19 protein-coding genes are annotated in these 19,964 nt (G+C 56.2%); 9 read left to right on the forward strand and 10 right to left on the reverse strand.

Annotated elements, in window-relative coordinates; genetic code table 11:
- Positions 1-23 precede the first annotated feature (23 nt).
- Positions 24-1,886 carry a bifunctional glutathionylspermidine amidase/synthase gene (gss, locus tag AC4OVU_RS18370; RefSeq protein ID WP_110293061.1) on the reverse strand — a complete coding sequence of 621 codons (1,863 nt, stop codon included), beginning with the start codon at positions 1,884-1,886 and terminating at the stop codon, positions 24-26.
- A 183-nt stretch (positions 1,887-2,069) separates the two neighbouring features.
- On the opposite strand from gss, the gene yghU reads away from it, so the two are divergent.
- Both yghU and fucR read left to right on the forward strand, forming a co-directional pair.
- Positions 2,070-2,936, forward strand: a complete 867-nt coding sequence (yghU, locus tag AC4OVU_RS18375) for a glutathione-dependent disulfide-bond oxidoreductase (RefSeq protein WP_003862465.1) — start codon at positions 2,070-2,072, stop codon at positions 2,934-2,936.
- A gap of 76 nt (positions 2,937-3,012) precedes the next feature.
- Positions 3,013-3,774 carry an L-fucose operon activator gene (gene fucR, locus AC4OVU_RS18380; RefSeq protein ID WP_015571863.1) on the forward strand — a complete coding sequence of 254 codons (762 nt, stop codon included), beginning with the start codon at positions 3,013-3,015 and terminating at the stop codon, positions 3,772-3,774.
- Here the strand turns inward: fucR and AC4OVU_RS18385 are convergent.
- Positions 3,764-5,311, reverse strand: a complete 1,548-nt coding sequence (locus AC4OVU_RS18385) for a methyl-accepting chemotaxis protein (protein ID WP_110293060.1) — start codon at positions 5,309-5,311, stop codon at positions 3,764-3,766. The genes fucR and AC4OVU_RS18385 overlap by 11 nt on opposite strands.
- 151 nt (positions 5,312-5,462) lie before the next feature.
- Here AC4OVU_RS18385 and AC4OVU_RS18390 point away from each other — a divergent pair, with 151 nt between their 5' ends.
- A complete protein-coding gene (locus AC4OVU_RS18390; protein ID WP_017382745.1) occupies positions 5,463-6,503 on the forward strand; it encodes an aldo/keto reductase in 1,041 nt (346 codons plus the stop codon).
- 113 nt (positions 6,504-6,616) lie between these two features.
- Here AC4OVU_RS18390 and AC4OVU_RS18395 read toward each other — a convergent pair whose 3' ends face one another.
- Both AC4OVU_RS18395 and AC4OVU_RS18400 read right to left on the reverse strand, forming a co-directional pair.
- Positions 6,617-7,105: a TIGR00645 family protein gene (locus AC4OVU_RS18395; RefSeq protein WP_006811956.1), complete on the reverse strand. Its 489-nt coding sequence runs from the start codon at positions 7,103-7,105 to the stop codon at positions 6,617-6,619.
- A gap of 43 nt (positions 7,106-7,148) precedes the next feature.
- Positions 7,149-7,652, reverse strand: a complete 504-nt coding sequence (locus AC4OVU_RS18400) for an ESA_00282 family adhesion-associated protein (RefSeq protein ID WP_033487658.1) — start codon at positions 7,650-7,652, stop codon at positions 7,149-7,151.
- A gap of 103 nt (positions 7,653-7,755) precedes the next feature.
- Between AC4OVU_RS18400 and AC4OVU_RS18405 the strand changes: the two genes are divergently transcribed.
- Both AC4OVU_RS18405 and AC4OVU_RS18410 read left to right on the forward strand, forming a co-directional pair.
- Positions 7,756-8,160 carry a hypothetical protein gene (locus tag AC4OVU_RS18405; protein WP_032649523.1) on the forward strand — a complete coding sequence of 135 codons (405 nt, stop codon included), beginning with the start codon at positions 7,756-7,758 and terminating at the stop codon, positions 8,158-8,160.
- Between the two features lies 1 nt (position 8,161).
- The gene (locus AC4OVU_RS18410) at positions 8,162-8,587 is read left to right on the forward strand and encodes a hypothetical protein (RefSeq protein ID WP_017382748.1); all 426 of its coding nucleotides are present in this window, start codon (positions 8,162-8,164) and stop codon (positions 8,585-8,587) included.
- Between the two features lie 80 nt (positions 8,588-8,667).
- On the opposite strand, the gene exbD is transcribed toward AC4OVU_RS18410, so the two are convergent.
- Positions 8,668-9,093 carry a TonB system transport protein ExbD gene (gene exbD, locus AC4OVU_RS18415; RefSeq protein WP_001251472.1) on the reverse strand — a complete coding sequence of 142 codons (426 nt, stop codon included), beginning with the start codon at positions 9,091-9,093 and terminating at the stop codon, positions 8,668-8,670.
- A 4-nt stretch (positions 9,094-9,097) separates the two neighbouring features.
- Positions 9,098-9,829 (reverse strand): tol-pal system-associated acyl-CoA thioesterase, encoded by a 732-nt coding sequence (gene exbB / locus AC4OVU_RS18420; RefSeq protein WP_003862482.1) that lies wholly within the window; start codon positions 9,827-9,829, stop codon positions 9,098-9,100.
- A gap of 251 nt (positions 9,830-10,080) precedes the next feature.
- Between exbB and metC the strand changes: the two genes are divergently transcribed.
- Positions 10,081-11,268, forward strand: a complete 1,188-nt coding sequence (gene metC / locus AC4OVU_RS18425) for a cystathionine beta-lyase (RefSeq protein WP_015571868.1) — start codon at positions 10,081-10,083, stop codon at positions 11,266-11,268.
- A 142-nt stretch (positions 11,269-11,410) separates the two neighbouring features.
- Positions 11,411-12,070, forward strand: coding sequence for a DedA family general envelope maintenance protein YghB (yghB, locus tag AC4OVU_RS18430; RefSeq protein ID WP_015571869.1), 660 nt, complete (start codon positions 11,411-11,413; stop codon positions 12,068-12,070).
- Positions 12,071-12,115: 45 nt separating this feature from the next.
- On the opposite strand, the gene AC4OVU_RS18435 is transcribed toward yghB, so the two are convergent.
- A complete protein-coding gene (locus AC4OVU_RS18435; RefSeq protein ID WP_017382749.1) occupies positions 12,116-13,015 on the reverse strand; it encodes an AraC family transcriptional regulator in 900 nt (299 codons plus the stop codon).
- Positions 13,016-13,210: 195 nt separating this feature from the next.
- Here AC4OVU_RS18435 and yqhD point away from each other — a divergent pair, with 195 nt between their 5' ends.
- Complete coding sequence (yqhD, locus tag AC4OVU_RS18440; protein ID WP_032103337.1) at positions 13,211-14,374, forward strand: alcohol dehydrogenase; 1,164 nt, start codon at positions 13,211-13,213, stop codon at positions 14,372-14,374.
- A 105-nt stretch (positions 14,375-14,479) separates the two neighbouring features.
- Positions 14,480-15,307: a 2,5-didehydrogluconate reductase DkgA gene (gene dkgA, locus AC4OVU_RS18445; RefSeq protein ID WP_003862493.1), complete on the forward strand. Its 828-nt coding sequence runs from the start codon at positions 14,480-14,482 to the stop codon at positions 15,305-15,307.
- Positions 15,308-15,393: 86 nt separating this feature from the next.
- Here the strand turns inward: dkgA and AC4OVU_RS18450 are convergent, their stop codons facing one another.
- The 3 genes from AC4OVU_RS18450 to plsC all read right to left on the reverse strand — a co-directional run bounded on the left by AC4OVU_RS18450 (position 15,394) and on the right by plsC (position 19,910).
- On the reverse strand, positions 15,394-17,568 hold the full coding sequence (locus AC4OVU_RS18450; RefSeq protein WP_017692666.1) for a YgiQ family radical SAM protein: 2,175 nt from the start codon (positions 17,566-17,568) through the stop codon (positions 15,394-15,396).
- Positions 17,569-17,698: 130 nt separating this feature from the next.
- Complete coding sequence (ftsP, locus tag AC4OVU_RS18455) at positions 17,699-19,111, reverse strand: cell division protein FtsP (protein WP_017692665.1); 1,413 nt, start codon at positions 19,109-19,111, stop codon at positions 17,699-17,701.
- A 61-nt stretch (positions 19,112-19,172) separates the two neighbouring features.
- Positions 19,173-19,910 carry a 1-acylglycerol-3-phosphate O-acyltransferase gene (gene plsC, locus AC4OVU_RS18460; protein ID WP_003862497.1) on the reverse strand — a complete coding sequence of 246 codons (738 nt, stop codon included), beginning with the start codon at positions 19,908-19,910 and terminating at the stop codon, positions 19,173-19,175.
- Positions 19,911-19,964 lie beyond the last annotated feature (54 nt).

Below are 19,964 nucleotides of genomic sequence, written 5' to 3' on the forward strand. Positions count from 1 at the left end.
GGCGTTTTTATAACAGGGAGACGTTATTTATCTTTCACCACAATCAGCGGTTCAATATCGCTCTCTTTCTTCACCACCAGCGAGTCATCCCCGCGCAGACAGGTTCCGCCATAGTTCCCGCCCACGGTAAAAGTGCAGACCTGAATGTATCTGCCGTCAACTTTCGGCAGGCACCATAGCTGCTGGTAGATGTTTTTACGGTCGACAAACTTGCCGCTGGACTGGTCCAGCAGTTCGTCCTGGGCGCCGATCAGATCGATATTGCTCCCGCAGCGTCCGGCGATCGGTTTAACGGCATAACCGGTCCGTTTGAGCAGATCGTTGACCTCAAAATCGGTATCCAGCAGGTAACGGTGGTTCGGGAACAGTTGCCACAGCACCGGCAGGATCGCCTTGTTACCAGGGATCACCGTCCACAGCGGTTCAAAGACCAGCACTTCCGGGCGCAGCAGGACATCAATCAGGCGCACTTCACCTTGCGGGTGACCGGTGCGGATAGGCACGGCGGCGTACTCGGTTTCGCTCACCTCGCGGATCTGCTCAATCGCCGTTTCCCACGCCCAGGTTTTCCATACGCAGTTGACGTGACGGCCTTCATCATCAATCAGTTGCCCGGCGGCATCCCAGCTCAGCGCCCCCAGTCCATGCAGGATTTTGGTTTCAAACCCGGCCTGGATCAGCGAGCGCTGAATAAAGAGCGCGTGGTAATCCTCTTCGATATCGTTGTCCTGCATGATATGGACGAACGGCCGCGCGTGGCTGTGCTTCCATGCGCCGGTCAGCTCCTCCAGCAAGCCTTCCGCCGGATTGTGGCCGGTGCCGCGATAGCCGTTTTTCACCCACTCTTCAAGAATGAGCCCGCCCTCGGTATGGCAGGAGGCGGAATCCGCGTTGTACTCGTAAACCTTGATGCCGCGCTCATCCATGCAGAAATCCATACGACCGGTGATCATATGGTGACGACGCCACTGCCATGAAAGACGCAGACGCGGCCAGAGAATTTTCGGGATGTCGAAAAGCGCGAGTAAGCTGTCGTCTTTCAGCACCTTGTCGGTGGCATGAAGGTACATCAGATGCAGTTCGTTGGTGGCTTTGATCAGCTCCTGCTCGGCGCTTTCGGTAATGGTGAAGTACTGGCAGGGATCGTTGTTGATAACGTGGCCGTTGGCGCGAACGTACGCCTGTTGCAGGGCGTCGTTTTCATTGAGCCATTTTCCGTCGAACTGACGGTTGTTCTTCAATCGCGCGCCGCTGATTTTCAGCAGTTCACCGTCGATCTCCGGCTGAGGAATACTGTGTTCCGTCTCCTCCGTCTGGATCATCCAGCCGAGGATCACGGTATCGTTGAACGTGTCATGAAGCGTATAGCAACCGTCCTCCACGCTCAGACGAAGCTCGCGCGTCCACTGCTGCCCCATCGGCAGCGGGGAGTGAATAACGTTCTGCTCGGCAATGCGCACTCTGTCATCCAGCAGCTGGGTAATGACGGCGACGTGGCCGGTTTCATGAAACTCACCGCCCTTTTGCCAGATGAGCAGCGCACCGGCCTGCGGCGCGCGTTTTGAGCCATTAGCAAAGGCCAGTAGCGGCAAAATATTGTCGTTTACCACCTGGCGCAAAAAACGCAGGGAGAAGATCTCCCACGCCATCCCGACGTCGGTAAAAACAAACCCGTGATTGAGAAACAGGAAACGGCGCGCAAACTCAACGCACTGCCATTTATGGCCCATGTATTCGTTGCCGATATAGCTGCGGAATTCCGCGTCTTCCGGGTAGTGACGCGGATCGAGACTGCCGTAATTTGAAGAGTAAATCGCCACGCCACCCGGCGCATAACCTAATAACGTCCCGAAGGGTGCGTCACTGCTTAACGTTCCTTTACGCATGTGTCCAACCTAAAACAGGCAGGCGGCAATTTTTTTGTGGGGTTGTCGTCGTCTGCACGTTGTAATTAACTGACAGAGGTGGCGTTATCATACACCCGCCCTGCCCATTACGCTCGCATCGTTAAACGGTTCCTGCATCTCCTGCTACACTGCCTCAACACAACACCAAAAAGGCAGGCCAACATGTCAGATAACACCTATCAGCCACCGAAAGTGTGGGAATGGAAACAGAATAACGGCGGCGCGTTCGCCAATATCAACCGTCCCGTCTCGGGCGCGACGCATGAGAAAGAGCTACCTGTGGGCGCGCACCCGCTCCAGCTGTACTCTCTCGGTACGCCGAATGGACAGAAAGTTACCATCATGCTGGAAGAGCTGCTGGCGCTAGGCGTGACGGGCGCGGAATACGACGCATGGTTAATCCGCATTGGTGAGGGCGATCAGTTCTCCAGCGGTTTTGTCGACGTGAACCCGAACTCGAAGATCCCGGCCCTGCGTGACCACTCCACCACCCCGCCGACGCGCGTCTTTGAATCCGGCAATATCCTGCTCTACCTGGCCGAGAAATTTGGTCACTTCCTGCCAAAAGATCCGGCAGGACGAACGGAAACCCTGAACTGGCTGTTCTGGTTACAGGGCGCGGCCCCGTTCCTCGGCGGCGGTTTTGGCCACTTCTATAACTACGCACCGGTGAAGATTGAGTACGCTATCGATCGCTTCACCATGGAAGCTAAACGCCTGTTCGACGTGCTGGACAAACAGCTGGCGCGCGGTCGTTACGTAGCGGGTGAGGAATATACCATTGCGGATATGGCAGTCTGGCCATGGTTTGGCTGCGTGGCGCTGGGCAGCGTGTATAACGCCGCCGAGTTCCTGGATGCCGGGAAGTACACCAACGTGCAGCGCTGGGCAAAAGATGTGGCGAATCGTCCGGCCGTTAAACGCGGGCGCATTGTTAACCGTACCAACGGCGAGCTGAACGAGCAGTTACATGAGCGTCATTCAGCAAGCGACTTCGATACCCAGACGGAAGATAAACGTCAGGGTTGATCCATGACCGGGCGGTTCGCCGCCCTTCTTCCGCGATGAGAAAAATGCGTCAGCACGCGTGCGCAAGGAGCCTCGTATGTCAGACCAGACGCTAAAAGCGACCCGACAGCAGAGTCTTATCACCTTGCTGAGTAAAAGCGACTGGCTGACTACCGATGTGCTGGCTGAAAAGCTCTCCGTCAGCAAAGAGACGATCCGCCGGGATCTGAAGTCGTTGCAGCAGCAGGGGAAGCTTCTGCGCCAGCACGGGCGCGCGCGTCTGATTCATCCGGACAGCCGCGACAGCGGTGAACCCTTTGGCGCACGCCTGAAAAGCCATTATGCCGACAAAGCCGATATTGCCCGCCACGCGCTGGGCTGGATCAGCGAAGGGATGACCATCGCCCTCGACGCCAGCTCAACCTGCTTTCATCTGGCGCGCCAGTTGCCGGACATCGACCTCACCGTATTTACCAACAGTCTGCCTATCTGCCACGAGATGGCAAAGCGCGAGCGGATCACGCTTATCTGCTCCGGCGGAACGCTTGAGCGTAAGTATCGCTGCTATGTTAACCCGGCGCTGGTGACGCAGCTAAAAGGGCTGGAGATCGATCTGTTCATCTTCTCGTGTGAAGGGGTCGATGAGCATGGCGTCCTTTGGGATCCGTCCGAGCACAACGCGGGCTTTAAGGCGCTGCTGTTAAACCGCGCCAGCCAGTCGCTGCTGCTGATCGACAAAAGTAAATTTATGCGGGCAAGTGAAGTGAAAATTGGTCAGCTGTCGCAGGTGACACAGATTATTCAGAGCGATAAACGTCAGGCCGCCAGAGACGGCCTGACACGAGAGGTTACGCGGTGAGACGGAATTTCTGCACTGAGCGCTGGAGTTCTTCGGTCTGCCGTTCAAGTGCGGCGGCGGCGGCGGAAACCTGCTCCACCAGCGAGGCGTTCTGCTGGGTCACGCCGTCCATCTGCGTGATGGCAACGCCGACCTGAGAAATACCTTTGCTCTGCTCCTCTGACGCGGTGGCGATCTGCTTCATAATGACGGTCACTTCCGTCACGTCGCGCAGGATCGCTTCCATCGTGGTGCCGGTATCGTTCACCAGCTGCGCCCCCTGCTCCACGCGGGCAACGGAATCTGCAATCAGCCCTTCGATCTCTTTTGCCGCATTCGCGCTGCGGCTGGCCAGATTACGCACCTCACCCGCCACGACCGCAAAGCCCCGCCCCTGCTCCCCGGCCCGGGCCGCTTCCACCGCGGCGTTCAGCGCCAGAATATTGGTCTGGAAGGCGATGCTGTTGATGACGGTAGTGATTTCAGCGATTTTTTTCGAGCTGTCCGAAATGCCGCTCATGGTTGTGACCACATCTTCCACCAGCGAGCCGCCGCGGCTGGCCGTACTGGAGGCGACATCCGCAAGCTGGCTGGCCTGGCGCGCGCTTTCGGCGTTCAGCTTCACCGTTGCGGTTAGCTGCTCCATGCTGGCCGCGGTCTCTTCCAGCGCGGCGGCCTGCTCTTCGGTACGCGAAGAGAGATCGTTATTCCCGCTGGAGATCTCCGTTGCCCCGCGCCAGATATTCTCGCTGCCGGAACGAATCGTGCTGACCGCTTCCCGCAGGCTGTCCTGCATGGCGCTCAGCAGCGGCACCAGTTGCCCCACGCAGTTGCGGCCAAAGGATTCAATCGGCTGGCTGAGATCGCCCTGCGCAATCTGGCGGAACTGCTGACGGATACGATCCAGCGGTTTTACCAGTATCGCCACCAGGTAGCGGTCGGTGAACAGCAGGATCAACAGACCCACGATCGTGGCGGTGATAATCACCGTCCGGGTCATGCTGGTGAGGCCGTCGACCACCACGCGCGTGCTGTCGAGCGCCTTCGACGCGGTGTTGTTAAAGTTCTCAGCCGCTGCCCCGAATGCACGGCTTAGCGGCGGCGTGACGTTGTTGGCATGCTGACGATAGCCTTCGAGCGTCGCCTGCTTCGCCTGCGCCATCTGCGGCGTCACGCCCCGATCGAGCAGCGCCTGCCAGGTGGAAATCACCTGCGCAGACACCTTTTCATCCATCGGGCCCGGAGAGATAGCTTTCATCTCTGCCAGCTTTTTACTCATGTTATCCAGCGCCTGCTGAGCAGGAGCCAGGTCCGGCGTGCCGCCCGCCGCTTTAACTTCCATCGCCCGGCTCAGGCGGGTGACGAAACGGAAATACTGATCGTTGCCCTGGCTCAGCACCGTCATTTGCCGGACCAGCTGGCGGTCAACATCATTACCATCAGAAACACGAGACAGAGACCAGGTGCTGTAAAGCCCCACGCCTGCCCACATGACACAAAAGATCCCCAGTATCGTCAGCATGACGAAACGGATGGTGAAATTACGAAGCATCTTCATTGAGTATTCCTTGCCGTGAGGGTGAATTCGCCCAGAGGCGAGTACTACCCTCTTTATCGGCAGATACCGCAGAAAATATACTTTTTTGTTATCGAGTCGGCATAGAATGAAAACGTTGTTTCGAAAATTCACCGACAAGAAAGGAGACATCATGTCCTGGCACCCTTACACCGGCCGATACGAAAACATGCAGTACCGATACTGCGGCAAAAGCGGCCTGCGCTTACCGGCACTGTCGCTGGGCCTGTGGCACAGCTTCGGTCACGTTCAGCCGCTCGATTCCCAGCGCGCGCTGCTGCGTAAGGCCTTCGATCTCGGTATTACCCACTTTGACCTTGCCAACAACTACGGCCCCCCACCAGGCAGCGCTGAAGAGAATTTTGGCCGTCTGCTGCGGGAGGATTTTGCCGGGTATCGTGACGAGCTGATCATCTCCACCAAAGCGGGCTACGACATGTGGCCAGGGCCGTATGGTTCGGGCGGTTCACGTAAATACCTGCTCGCCAGCCTCGACCAGAGCCTGAAACGCATGGGTGTGGAGTATGTGGATATTTTCTATTCTCACCGCGTAGACGAAAACACGCCGATGGAAGAGACCGCCGCCGCGCTGGCGCACGCGGTGCAGAGCGGAAAAGCGCTGTACGTCGGCATTTCGTCCTACTCCACGGAACGCACGGCGGTAATGGCCGAATTGCTGCGCGAGTGGAAGATCCCGCTTTTGATCCACCAGCCGTCTTACAACCTGCTTAACCGCTGGGTCGACAAGACTGGCCTGCTGGACGCGCTGGAGAAAAACGGAACGGGCTGTATCGCCTTTACCCCGCTGGCACAGGGCCTGCTCACCGGAAAATACCTGAACGGTATTCCGGACGGTTCACGTATGCAACGCGAAGGGAAAAAAGTGCGCGGCCTGACGGAGAAAATGCTGACGGAAGCCAACCTGAGCAGCCTTCGTCTGCTGAACGAGATGGCGCACGCGCGCGGGCAGACGATGGCGCAGATGGCGCTAAGCTGGCTGTTGAAAGATGAGCGTGTAACGTCGGTGCTGATTGGCGCGAGCCGCCCGGAGCAGCTGGAAGAGAACGTTCAGGCGCTGAATAACCTGCGCTTTAGCGAAGATGAACTGACGCGGATTGACCAGCACGTTGCGGATGGTGAGCTGAATTTGTGGCAGGCGTCGTCGGATAAATAAATAGTGCGGTCCGATGCTTTCGCCCCTCACCCTAACCCTCTCCCCAGAGGGGAGAGGGAACTTGAACACCCTCTCCCCTCTGGGGAGAGGGCAGGGTGAGGGGCATGGTGAATCTATTTCTTACTGATCTTATCCAGATACCCCATCACAAACGCCGACAGCACAAACGTCAGGTGGATAATCACATACCACATCAGCTTATTATCCGGGACGTTTTTCGCGTCCATAAAGACGCGTAACAGGTGTATAGACGAAATCGCCACAATCGACGCCGCGACTTTATTCTTCAGCGATGAGGCATCCATTTTCCCCAGCCAGTTGAGCTTTTCTTTGTGCTCGGCGATATCAAGCTGAGAGACGAAATTCTCATAACCGGAGAACATCACCATCACCAGTAATCCCCCCACCAGCGTCATATCCACCAGCGACAGCAGAACCAGAATCAAATCGGCTTCTGCCACGGAGAAAATGTTTGGCAGGACATGAAATATCTCCTGGAAGAACTTGATCGTCAGGGCGACCAGCGCCAGGGAGAGACCAAAATAGACGGGTGCGAGCAGCCAGCGAGAGGCATACATTGCGTTTTCAAAGAAGCGTTCCATAAAATCCTGTCTGCAAACGAAACCAGCGCTCAGTATATCTCAACTATACCTCGTTGGGATCCACATCCGGACGCGCATACTCCGGCCAGACCAGCGCGACCAGTTCCGGGTAGGCTTCCAGGCTAAACTCGCGAAAACACTGGCGCAGATTTAATACGTCTAAATCGGAGTACGACACCTTCTCGCCATTCAGACAGCGCTTTTTGATATTGTCGTAATATTTATAAACCGCCGAATTAAGGTCGCTACAACGGCGCTGCGCGTCGAACAGGCCGGGCGTATCATTAATTTCAGCCATTTTCATTCGCTTAATTGTCGCATGGAGAAAATCGATATATTCGTGATTTACCCGCCAGTACCAGACCGGCGTCACGGCGTTCATCAATACGGAGAAATGATCTTCCCCCTCCTCTTTCGACATCAATTCAGGCTGCGGCGGTTCACTGACGTCTTTTGACGCTTTCGGTTTATTTAACTCTTGCATCAATAAAAGCACGCCAGCGGTCAGTAATAGTAACGTTATGACCGTAAAGAAAATGCTGTTCATGGGTAGGCTCCATTTTTTTTTATTTTAAAATTGCCTCATGTTATTGTCAACGAATCTCACCCTTTTTCCACCCCCACCTTTTTTGAAATTAAAGGAAATTAAAATGCTGCCCGACAATCTTGTCCCGGCAAAGTACCACATTACGCCTGTGGAACAGCCTTCGACGGAAGCAGATAAAGAGGCGAATTTCACTCAAGGAAAAAGAAAACTCTCCGACTATGAAGCCGACATATTAATTGGTGTTTCACGCACCGGCAAATCCCGTAATATGGTGCTGGAAGAGCACGATCGCCATTTAAAAGAGCGTTTATTTCGCGCCATCAAGATTGAAGCCTTAGTTCATCTACTAAATGATTTACAGGCCGAAGGGGAAATAGATGCCCAGACGCTAAGTCAAATAATGACCGAGAAAACGCAGCAAATAAATGAGGCCGGCAATGAAATTTGGCTTAATTTAATTACGCGTGAAAAAAACAATCCCATTTTTTATAACCTGGGGGAAGATTAACGTGAATGATGACAGCGGTAATAACGTTTATTTGACTTTAGATGATAAGAAAAGCGATGAATTTATCTTAAAGCAGAATCTCGACGCCCTGAAAAAGATAAAAAATGACGAGATGACGCGAATTACGCAGGATTTGGTTTCGATTCCGGCCACGCTGGTGCGCCTGAAATGGCAGAATCGTCGGGAGATTTACGCCTTGCAGGCCAAGGAGGAGATTTACGGCGCGGTGATGAACGCCATTATTGAACAGCGCCCTGAGCTTAAAGAGAAGATCCTCGGGCGACTGGAGGCGAACTATCAGTACCTGCTGGCACGCGAGACAGCCACCCTGCGCCTGACCCGTAAACTCTCGGAAGGTCATTACCGAACTTCAAACGTGACCTGTGTAGCGCTTGATGAAGAGGCGCCGACGGCGCCTTCAGTGTGAGTCAACAATGATTGTTGCGGAATGCAGGCCGGGTAAGGCGACGCCGCCACCCGGCAGGGAAGGCGGCAAAAGCCTTCGTTTTACTTCGCGGCCGCTTTCTCTTCGCCGACCAGACCAATCTTCAGGTATCCCGCCTGATGCAGCGTGTCCATTACCTTCATCATGGTTTCATAATCGACGGTTTTATCCGCGCGGAAGAAAACGGTGGTGTCTTTCTTGCCGCCGGTCAGCTGGTCCAGCGCCGGAATAACCGAGGCATCCGTTACCGGATCGTTGCCCAGGAACATGGACTTATCGGCCTTCACGGACAGGTAGATAGGTTTTTCCGGACGCGGCTGCGGCTGGCTGGAGGACGCAGGCAGATTCACCTTCACGTCCACCGTCGCCAGCGGTGCGGCAACCATAAAGATAATCAGCAGAACCAGCATCACGTCGATAAACGGCGTCACGTTGATCTCATGCATTTCACCGTTATCGTCCAGATTTTCATTAAGACGCATTGCCATACAATCAACCTACGCGCAGTTTGGACGCCGCATGTACCGGTTTAACGGCGCTGGCGTTCAGGTCCAGATCGCGGCTTTGCAGCAGCAGAACCTGCGCGGCAACGTCACCCAGTGTGGCTTTGTAACTGCCAATCATGCGCGCGAAGATGTTATAGATAACAACCGCCGGGATAGCGGCAACCAGACCGATAGCCGTGGCCAGCAGCGCTTCTGCGATACCCGGCGCCACGACCGCAAGGTTAGTGGTCTGCGTCTGGGCGATACCGATAAAGCTGTTCATGATGCCCCAGACGGTACCGAACAGGCCGACGAACGGGGAGATGGCGCCGATAGTCGCCAGGTAGCCGTTACCGCGGCCCATATGACGACCCACGGCCGCAACGCGACGCTCCAGACGGAAGCCGGTACGCTCTTTAATGCCTTCGTTATCTTCACTGCCTGCGGAGAGTTCCAGCTCGTTCTGCGCTTCGTTCACTAACAGGGTAGTCAGGCTTTTCGCATGGAAGGATGAGGTGATATCAGAAGCCTGATCCAGAGAGCGGGCTTCCGCCAGCTGCTTCTGCTCACGCTTGAGGCGGCGTTTTTGTGAAAGAAGTTCGGCGCTCTTGCTGAAGAAGATAGCCCAGGTGATCACGGACGCCAGAATCAGGCCGATCATCACAATCTTAACTACGATGTCAGCATGTTGATACATGCCCCAAACGGAGAGATCCGTCTGCATCAAATTATTACCCACTCTGTATCTCCAGGACGCAAATCACAAAATCTGAACGTAATAATATCAAAACGTCGTCGAATTGATAGTAGTTCTCATTAGTATTTACATAGTGCCGTAATTTTCGCTCACTTTCCTTGCGCTTACGCAGTAAAAATTTCTTATGCGAATTTTTGATAATATTTTCTGCTTATTCGATAAGCATCCGGATGCACATTCTGACAATCGTGGTAGTCTGGACGTCCAGACGTATAAAAATAGGGTTAGCGAACATGACTAAAAAGCAGCTTGAGACCACGCTGGTGCAGGCAGGACGCAGTAAGAAATACACGCAGGGCTCGGTCAACAGCGTGATCCAGCGCGCCTCCTCGCTGGTGTTTGATACCGTTGAAGATAAAAAAATCGCTACGCGTAATCGCGCGAAGGGCGGGCTGTTTTACGGTCGTCGTGGCACGTTAACCCATTTCTCGTTGCAGGAAGCCATGTGTGAACTGGAGGGCGGCGCGGGCTGCGCGCTGTTCCCGTGCGGCGCGGCGGCGGTCGCCAATACCATTCTGGCGTTTGTGGAACAGGGTGACCACGTCCTGATGACCAATACCGCCTACGAGCCAAGCCAGGACTTCTGCACCAAAATACTCAGCAAGCTCGGCGTCACCACCAGCTGGTTCGATCCGCTGATTGGGGCCGGTATTGCCGCGCTTATTCAGCCCAACACGCGCGTTGTGTTCCTGGAATCTCCCGGTTCCATCACCATGGAAGTGCATGACGTCCCGGCCATCGTGAAGGCGGTGCGCAGCATAGCGCCGGAAGCGATCATCATGATCGACAACACCTGGGCGGCAGGTGTGCTGTTTAAAGCCCTGGAATTTGACATCGATATCTCCATTCAGGCGGCGACCAAATACCTGATTGGCCATTCCGACGGCATGATCGGTACGGCGGTGTCTAACGCCCGCTGCTGGGATCAATTGCGTGAAAACGCCTACCTGATGGGCCAGATGGTGGATGCCGATACCGCCTACATGACCAGCCGGGGCATCCGTACGCTCGGTGTGCGTTTGCGTCAGCATCACGAAAGCAGCCTGCAAATTGCACAGTGGCTGGCGCTGCATCCGCAGGTGGAGCGCGTTAACCATCCGGCGCTGCCGGGCAGCAAGGGCCACGAATACTGGCAACGTGACTTTACGGGCAGCAGCGGGTTGTTCTCATTTGTTCTTAAAAAGCGCCTGAATGACGCCGAACTGGCAAGCTATCTGGATAACTTTACCCTCTTCAGCATGGCCTATTCATGGGGTGGGTTTGAATCGCTGATCCTGCCCAACCAGCCGGAGCAGATTGCGGCCCTGCGCCCGGGCGGCGAGGTGGACTTCGAGGGGACCTTAATCCGCCTGCATATCGGGCTGGAAAATGTGGACGATTTAATTGCGGATTTATCGGCAGGATTTGAGCGCATCGTGTAAAGTGCTGGCTGAAATGTACTCCCCGGACGCTATTCTGAACACCGCAAGCAGAAAAGTCTGTATGAGATGCGCCTGCGATCAACCCCGACAGGCAAAATTGGGAGTACAATAGCGTTATATCTGCTGTTCCACAGGAAAGTCCATGGCTGTTATTCAAAATATCATCACGGCGCTCTGGCAACACGATTTTGCCGCGCTGGCGGACCCGCATGTCGTCGGGATTGTCTATTTCGTGATGTTCGCGACGCTGTTTCTGGAAAATGGATTACTGCCAGCCTCATTTTTACCCGGTGACAGCCTGCTCCTGCTCGCAGGGGCGTTAATCGGCAAGGGCGTGATGGACTTCGCACCGACAATGGTGATCCTCACCTCTGCGGCCAGTCTCGGCTGTTGGCTGAGCTACCTGCAAGGGCGCTGGCTTGGAAACACTCGCGTGGTGAAAGGCTGGCTGGCGCAGCTGCCGCATAAATATCACCAGCGCGCGACCTGCATGTTTGACCGTCACGGCCTGCTGGCGTTACTTGCCGGGCGTTTTCTGGCGTTTGTTCGTACCCTGTTGCCTACCATGGCGGGTATTTCAGGCCTCTCTAACCGCCGCTTCCAGTTCTTCAACTGGCTGAGCGCCCTGCTCTGGGTAGGCGTGGTCACCACGCTCGGCTACGCGCTGAATATGATCCCCTTTGTTAAGCGCCATGAAGACCAGGTGATGACCTTCCTGATGATCCTGCCGATTTTCCTGCTGGTTGCAGGGCTGGTGGGTACCATTGCGGTGGTGATTAAGAAAAAGTATTGCAGCGCATAAATAAAAGCCGGGTGGCGCTACCGCTTACCCGGCCTCCGTTTCCCCTCAGGCTCCCTGCATTGTTCTTATACGTGACGCATCTTCCCCCGGCGTGACGCCGAAGTAACGCTTAAACTCCCGACTAAACTGCGACGCGCTTTCATACCCGACCCGCATCGCCGCGGCGCTGGCCTTCATGCCATCGTGGATCATCAGCATCCGCGCCTTATGCAGACGGTAGGTTTTGAGGTACTGCAACGGCGACGTGCTGGTGACGGATTTAAAGTTATGGTGAAACGCCGAGACGCTCATATTGGCTTCCGCTGCCAGCTGGTCAACGCTGAGGTTTTCCGTGTACTGGCTCTCGATGCGCTTCAGCACGCGGCTAATCAGGCTGAAGTGCGTTTGTCGGCTTACCAGCGCCAGCAGCGCCCCGCCGCCCGGTCCCAGCAGCACATGGTAAAGAATTTCGCGGATAATCTGTTTTCCGAGAATACGCGCATCCAGCGGCCTTTCCATCACGTCTAACAGGCGTTCAATCGCGCAGAGAATTTCCTCCGACAGGGTCGCGGAGTTGATACCGCTTGCCGCCATTGACGGCCGGAAAAGTTCGTCCTCCCCAATCTCCATCAGCAGCTCCTGCAACTGGAGGATGTCGACGTTGACGCGGATCCCGGCCAGCGGTACCTCCTCTGTCGCGAAAGTTTCACATTCGAAGGGTAAAGGTACTGTCAGAAGCAGATATTCATTGGTGTCGTAACGGAACACGCGCTCATTGATATAGCCAATCTTATGGCCAGAAAAGAGAAACACGATGCCGGGCTGATACATCACCGGGGTGCGCGTCCCGGGCTGGGTACCGTACAGCAATCGGATATCCGGCAGCAGCTCAGCCGAATCATTTCCGTTATCTATCAGTCTTTTAATCTGCGACGTTAGCTGGCGGCAGATGGCATCACGGTTCATTTTCAGTTACTCCGGGTACGGTTTCCGACGCTGACAGTGTGCGCATTTTCTTACCGTTTCTCCAGCGCGCTGTAGAAATGGGCAAGACATCGGCAGGAATGTGCATTGAGAGGATAGCGCCTGCCCGCCACAATGAGCAGCATCAGGTTGCCTTCTGCGCCACCACGATTTTTTACCCACTACAGGGAACAAGCCATGAACAACTTTAATCTTCATACCCCAACCCGCATTCTGTTTGGTAAAGACGCCATCGCCGACCTGCGCGCGCAAATCCCCGCTGACGCCCGCGTCCTGATTACCTACGGCGGCGGCAGCGTGAAAAAAACCGGCGTACTGGATCAGGTGTACAGCGCTCTGGAAGGTCTGGACGTGCGCGAGTTCGGCGGTATCGAGCCTAACCCGTCTTATGAAACGCTGATGAACGCGGTAAAAATCGCCCGTGAGGAGCAAATTACCTTCCTGCTGGCGGTCGGCGGCGGTTCCGTGCTGGACGGCACCAAATTCATCGCGGCGGCGGCCCATTACGCTGACGACATCGACCCGTGGCATATTCTGGAAACGGGCGGCAGCGACATCAGCAGTGCGATCCCGATGGGCTCCGTGCTGACGCTGCCGGCCACCGGATCAGAGTCCAACAAAGGCGCGGTCATCTCCCGTAAAACCACCGGTGACAAGCAGGCCTTTATGAACGAACACGTTCAGCCCGTGTTCGCGATCCTCGATCCGGTTTACACCTATACCCTGCCTGCGCGTCAGGTGGCGAACGGCGTGGTCGACGCCTTTGTTCACACCGTTGAGCAGTACGTTACTTACCCGGTAAACGCCAAAATTCAGGATCGTTTCGCGGAAGGCATTCTGCTGACGCTGATTGAAGAAGGTCCAAAAGCGCTGAAAGAGCCTGAAAATTACGACGTGCGTGCCAACGTGATGTGGGCTGCCACCCAGGCGCTGAACGGCCTGATCGGCGCAGGCGTGCCGCAGGACTGGGCTACCCATATGCTCGGCCACGAGCTGACGGCGATGCACGGCCTGGATCACGCCCAGACGCTGGCGGTGGTTCTGCCTGCGCTGTGGAACGAAAAACGTGACGCTAAACGCGCCAAACTGCTCCAGTACGCCGAACGCGTGTGGAACATCACCGACGGTTCCGACGATGCGCGTATCGATGCCGCGATTGAAGCCACCCGTCACTTCTTTGAAAGCCTGGGCGTGCCAACGCGTCTCTCTGGCTACGGCCTGGACGGCAGCTCCATCCCTGCCCTGCTGGCGAAACTGGAAGCACACGGCATGACGCAGATCGGCGAGCATGGCGACATCACCCTGGACGTCAGCCGTCGTATTTACGAAGCGGCACGCTAAGCGTTTTTAGGATCCTGACTTTCGTTTTTTGACATTTCGTCCAGACTTAATGCACATCACATCGTCGGAGGTTCCCTCCGGCGATGAGCACCTGAAGGAGGAAAAATGGCAAACCAAACCGTAATCAAGCTACAGGACGGCAACGTGATGCCCCAGCTGGGGCTAGGTGTATGGAAAGCCGGTAACGACGAGGTCGTCTCCGCCATTCATAAAGCCCTGGAAGTCGGCTATCGGTCCATCGATACCGCCGCCGCCTATAAAAACGAGGACGGCGTGGGGAAAGCGCTTGCCAGCGCCGGCGTTCCCCGGGATGAGCTTTTCATCACCACCAAGCTGTGGAACGACGATCAAAAGCGTCCCCGCGAAGCGTTGCAGGAGAGTCTGGAGAAACTCCAGCTCGATTTCGTCGATCTTTATCTCATGCACTGGCCGGTACCGGCTATCGACCATTACGTTGATGCCTGGAAAGGGATGATTGAACTGCAAAAAGAGGGGCTGATAAAAAGCATCGGCGTCTGTAATTTCCAGGTTCATCATCTGCAACGCCTGATTGATGAAACGGGCGTCGCGCCGGTGATTAACCAGATTGAGCTGCACCCGCTGATGCAGCAGCGCCAGCTTCATTCATGGAACGCCACGCACAAGATCCAGACCGAATCCTGGAGCCCGTTGGCCCAGGGCGGCGAAGGGGTGTTTGACCAGAAAATCATCCGTGAACTGGCGGATAAGTACGGTAAAACCCCGGCGCAGATCGTCATTCGCTGGCATCTGGATAGCGGTCTGGTGGTGATCCCGAAATCGGTCACGCCATCGCGTATCGCCGAGAACTTCGACGTCTGGGATTTCCGCCTGGATAAAGACGAGCTGGGTGAAATTGCGAAGCTGGATCAGGGCAAACGGCTTGGGCCGGACCCGGATCAGTTTGGCGGGTGATCCCCTCACCCTGCCCTCTCCCCGGAGGGGAGAGGGTTAGACCTGTAGGCCCGGTAAGCGCAGCGCCACCGGGCATTGTTACAGGTTTAACCGGTCTTACGTTTTACGTTCTTCTTCGTTCCCGCAACACCGTTCGAACGCTGATGCGCAATAGGCGTGTGCTTGGTCAGCGCCGGGCGCGTGTTACGGTTCTGGCGGCGCGCTTCGCGCATCTCTTCCAGCGTTGGCGCTGGCACCAGGCAATCACGACGCGAGCCGATCAGGTGCTTTTTCCCCATCTCTTCCAGCGCCTGACGGATCAGCGGCCAGTTTTTCGGATCGTGATAGCGCAGCAGCGCTTTATGCAGACGGCGCTGTTTATCCCCTTTCGGCACCACCACGTCTTCGCTCTTATAACCAATCTTACTCAGCGGGTTTTTGCCGGTGTAATACATGGTCGTCGAGTTGGCGAGCGGCGACGGGTAGAAGTTCTGCACCTGATCCAGACGGAATCGACGCTGCTTCAGCCACAGCGCCAGATTCACCATGTCTTCATCACGGGTGCCGGGGTGTGCGGAGATGAAGTATGGGATCAGATACTGCTCTTTCCCCGCCTGTTTTGAATAGGTATCAAACAGCTGTTTAAAGCGGTCATAGCTGCCCATGCCTGGCTTCATCATTTTGGACAGCGGGCCTTCTTCGGTGTGCTCCGGGGCGATCTTCAGATAACCGCCAACGTGGTGCGTCGCCAGCTCTTTGATGTAGCGCGGATCTTCCACCGCAATGTCGTAACGCACGCCGGAGGCGATCAGGATCTTCTTGATGCCTTTCAGGTCACGGGCGCGACGGTAAAGATTGATCGTCGGCTCGTGGTTGGTGTCCATATGCTCGCAAATGCTCGGATAGACGCAGGAGAGACGACGGCAGGTCTGCTCGGCGCGCGGCGATTTACAGCGCAGCATGTACATGTTGGCCGTTGGACCACCCAGATCGGAGATCACGCCGGTAAAGCCCGGCACCGTGTCGCGAATCGCTTCGATCTCGTTAACAATCGACTCTTCGGAACGGCTCTGAATAATACGGCCTTCATGTTCGGTGATCGAACAGAATGAGCACCCGCCGAAGCAGCCGCGCATGATGTTGATTGAGAAACGGATCATCTCGTACGCCGGAATACGGCTGTTGCCATATGACGGATGCGGCACACGCTTGTACGGCAGAGCAAAGACGCTGTCCATCTCTTCGGTAGAGAGCGGGATCGCCGGTGGGTTAACCCAGATATAGCGCTCGCCGTGCTTTTGCATCAGCGCTCGCGCGCAGCCGGGGTTGGTTTCATGGTGTAAGATGCGCGACGCGTGGGCGTAAAGTACTTTATCGCTTTTTACTTTTTCGTAAGACGGCAGCAGCACATAGGTTTTTTCCCACGGCTTCGGACGCGGCGGCTGCACCACCACGGCCTTCGCTTCCGCTTTCTTCGGCTCAACCGGTTTGTTATCCGCGCACGGCAGATCGTCACCGTACGGATGCGGGATAGGGTCGATTTTGCCCGGCATATCGATAATGCGGGAATCCACCCCGCTCCAGCCCGGCAGCGCCTCTTTCACCATGATCGCGGTGTTGCGTACGTCGCGGATCTCGCTGACCGGTTCACCCTGCGCCAGGCGATGCGCCACCTCCACCAGCGGACGCTCGCCGTTGCCGAAGATCAGCATGTCGGCTTTCGAATCCACCAGCACCGAACGGCGCACGGTATCAGACCAGTAGTCGTAGTGTGCGGTGCGGCGCAGGCTCGCCTCGATGCCGCCCAGGATCACCGGCACGTCTTTCCATGCTTCTTTGCATCGCTGGGTGTAGACGAGGGTCGCGCGATCGGGACGTTTACCCGCCACGTTGTCAGCCGTGTAAGCGTCGTCATGGCGCAGCTTACGGTCGGCGGTATAGCGGTTGATCATCGAGTCCATGTTGCCCGCGGTCACGCCGAAGAACAGGTTAGGCTTGCCCAGACGCATAAAGTCGTCTTTGCTGTTCCAGTCAGGCTGGGAGATGATCCCCACGCGGAAGCCCTGGGCTTCAAGCATACGGCCACAGATCGCCATGCCAAAGCTCGGGTGATCGACATACGCATCGCCCGTCACCAGAATGATATCGCAGCTGTCCCAGCCCAGTTGATCCATCTCTTCCCGGGACATCGGCAGGAACGGCGCCGGTCCAAAGCAGGCTGCCCAGTACTGGGGCCAGGAGAAGAGGTCGCGATCCGGCTGGATCAGGGAAATAGCGCTCATAATGCTTCCGAAGAAAAAATAGACAAAAGGAGCGGGATTATACGCTGGTTTACCGGGGGAAATGAAGGGGTATTGTGCGGGCTGTTGCCCTCACCCCAACCCTCTCCCACAGGGAGAGGGAGAAAGCGTTTTATGGTGCCGGATTCACCAGCATCTGCCCTACCGATCCCCTGTCCATCATCTCCAGCGTCTGGCTGTGGAACAGGAACGGGAAGTGCGGCCAGGAAGGCTGACCGTAGTAGACGAGCAGTTCGACCTGGCCATCCACCCAGACGGTATCTTTCCAGCCCCTGTCTTCCGGGAACGGCATCGCCCCGTTGACGTTGCGGATCAGGAATGACACCCCTTCAATATGGAACGACTGCGGCATCTCCGAGCGGACGGTCCAGCGCTCCCATGTTCCCTGTTGGGCGGTGATATCAATGCGGTTTACGTCCCACAGCGAACCGTTGATGCCCGGATCGTCGCCAAGGCTGATATCGCGACTGCGTACTGCCGGGCCGGTCACAATCTCCTGCGGCAGCAGGCGCATCGGCAGGCTGTCGGTCACCAGCGGCAACAGGCCGGTCGGGCGCAGCGTCAGCACCAGCGTGGAGACCAGCACGCTCGACGGTTCAAAGAAGCCGCGAATACGGTCAACAATGCTTGCCGCTTCGCCGCAGGTCACGGACACTTCATCCCCGTTGGTCATATCCACGAGGATCTCACGACGTTCGCCCGGCGCCAGCGCCAGCTGTTTTACCGATACCGGCGCAGGTAATAACCCCTGATCGCCTGAAATCACGTGCAGCGCGCGGCCGTCGCTCATCTGCAACTGGTAGCGGCGCGAGTTAGAGGCATTCAGCAGACGCAGGCGCACCCAGCCACGAGACACTTCGACATACGGGCTTTGCGCGCCGTTAACCAGCAGCGTATCGCCCACAAAACCACCGCTGCCCGGCTCGCTGTACTCCGGCGTGCCGAAGTTATCCAGCCGCTTGTCCTGAATAATGATCGGGAAATCATCAACGCCGTAGTGATTCGGGATCGGCAGCGTTTTGCTGACCTCATCTTCAATCAGCCACATTCCGGCCAGGCCGTTGTAGACCTGCTGGGCGGTGCGGTTCGGGGTGTTGGCGTGATACCACAATGTCGCCGCGCTCTGACGAATCGGGAGGACGGGCGCCCAGTCGGCATTCGGCGACATCATGCGTGCCGCGCCGCCAATCAGCGGCCCCGGCACCTGCAAACCACTGACGGTCATCGCGACATTTTCCGTCGTACGGTTACTGTAGATGAGCTTAACGTCATCGCCATTCCACACGCGAATGGTCGGCCCGAGGTAGCGTCCGTTAATGCCCCATACCTGCGCGCGCGTTCCCTGGGTAAAGGACCAGTGGCTACGCTGAAGCGTGAGGAATAGCGGCTGCCCGCGACGGGATTCAATCAACGGCGGAATAGGCAGCGGCTGTTGCTGCCCGGCGGCGCTGGCTGTCCGCGGCATCGCACCCGCACAAAGGGCGATACCCGAAGCCTGAATAAACTGACGCCGACTGAGTGACATATAAGCTCCATCTGAAACGACTAACAACGCGGGAATTCGTTTTCCCTTACACGACACCGGGTCAAATCTTACCGGCGGCTTCTCGCTCTGCAACTTCTTTATCGAGCTGCGCAATATGCTGAGCCATCAGCTCGCGGCAGTGCGTGGCCAGCTCGCGCACCTGGTCTTTACCGTATTTTGAGGTATCTACCGGCGGCAGCATTTCGACAATGACCAGTCCGTTATTCAGACGGTTAAGATTAATCTTATTCGATGTATTGGAAACACACACGGGAATAATTGGAACGCCTGCCGCAATTGCAGCATGAAACGCGCCGGTCTTAAACGGCAGCAGGCCGCGACCACGGCTGCGCGTCCCTTCCGGGAACATCCAGATGGAAATCCGGCGCTTTTTAAACTGATCCACCACTTCCGCAATGGTGCCATGCGCTTTGGCGCGGTTGTTACGGTCAATCAGTAAGTTACCGGTGAGCCAGTACAGCTGACCGAAAAACGGGATCCACAGCAGGCTTTTTTTACCCACGGTTACGGTCGGCGGAAGAACAATATTTGAGGCCGTCACCATATCGTAGTTGTTCTGATGGTTAGCGATATAGATGGCGTTACCGAAATTCTCCGCCCCTTCAGGCAGACGCTTTTCAACCTTCAGGCCAAACAGCGGCGCAAGACGACCAAACATGTGGCCAAACGTCGCGACATGCTTTGGGTTACGCGGGCTGAACAGGCAATAAATCGATCCGAAAATACAGACCAGAATGCAATAAATAACGGTAAGAATGAGACGAACAATGTATAGCATAGCGACCTCTGAAGCCCTGACAGCTGACAATTATACTTCACCTGTGGCCAGGTA

Source organism: Enterobacter sp. 6722112, from assembly GCF_058661685.1.

Excerpts from the sequence above, each read along its gene's own strand:
- AC4OVU_RS18390 (WP_017382745.1), top strand. The coding sequence starts at position 5,463 with ATGTCCTGGCACCCTTACACCGGCCGATACGAAAACATGCAGTACCGA.
- AC4OVU_RS18400 (WP_033487658.1), bottom strand. The coding sequence starts at position 7,652 with ATGAACAGCATTTTCTTTACGGTCATAACGTTACTATTACTGACCGCT.
- yqhD (WP_032103337.1), top strand. The coding sequence starts at position 13,211 with ATGAACAACTTTAATCTTCATACCCCAACCCGCATTCTGTTTGGTAAA.
- yghB (WP_015571869.1), top strand. The coding sequence starts at position 11,411 with ATGGCTGTTATTCAAAATATCATCACGGCGCTCTGGCAACACGATTTT.
- dkgA (WP_003862493.1), top strand. The coding sequence starts at position 14,480 with ATGGCAAACCAAACCGTAATCAAGCTACAGGACGGCAACGTGATGCCC.
- exbD (WP_001251472.1), bottom strand. The coding sequence starts at position 9,093 with ATGGCAATGCGTCTTAATGAAAATCTGGACGATAACGGTGAAATGCAT.
- fucR (WP_015571863.1), top strand. The coding sequence starts at position 3,013 with ATGTCAGACCAGACGCTAAAAGCGACCCGACAGCAGAGTCTTATCACC.
- AC4OVU_RS18395 (WP_006811956.1), bottom strand. The coding sequence starts at position 7,105 with ATGGAACGCTTCTTTGAAAACGCAATGTATGCCTCTCGCTGGCTGCTC.
- plsC (WP_003862497.1), bottom strand. The coding sequence starts at position 19,910 with ATGCTATACATTGTTCGTCTCATTCTTACCGTTATTTATTGCATTCTG.
- yghU (WP_003862465.1), top strand. The coding sequence starts at position 2,070 with ATGTCAGATAACACCTATCAGCCACCGAAAGTGTGGGAATGGAAACAG.
- AC4OVU_RS18450 (WP_017692666.1), bottom strand. The coding sequence starts at position 17,568 with ATGAGCGCTATTTCCCTGATCCAGCCGGATCGCGACCTCTTCTCCTGG.
- AC4OVU_RS18385 (WP_110293060.1), bottom strand. The coding sequence starts at position 5,311 with ATGAAGATGCTTCGTAATTTCACCATCCGTTTCGTCATGCTGACGATA.
- AC4OVU_RS18435 (WP_017382749.1), bottom strand. The coding sequence starts at position 13,015 with ATGAACCGTGATGCCATCTGCCGCCAGCTAACGTCGCAGATTAAAAGA.
- AC4OVU_RS18405 (WP_032649523.1), top strand. The coding sequence starts at position 7,756 with ATGCTGCCCGACAATCTTGTCCCGGCAAAGTACCACATTACGCCTGTG.
- gss (WP_110293061.1), bottom strand. The coding sequence starts at position 1,886 with ATGCGTAAAGGAACGTTAAGCAGTGACGCACCCTTCGGGACGTTATTA.
- ftsP (WP_017692665.1), bottom strand. The coding sequence starts at position 19,111 with ATGTCACTCAGTCGGCGTCAGTTTATTCAGGCTTCGGGTATCGCCCTT.
- metC (WP_015571868.1), top strand. The coding sequence starts at position 10,081 with ATGACTAAAAAGCAGCTTGAGACCACGCTGGTGCAGGCAGGACGCAGT.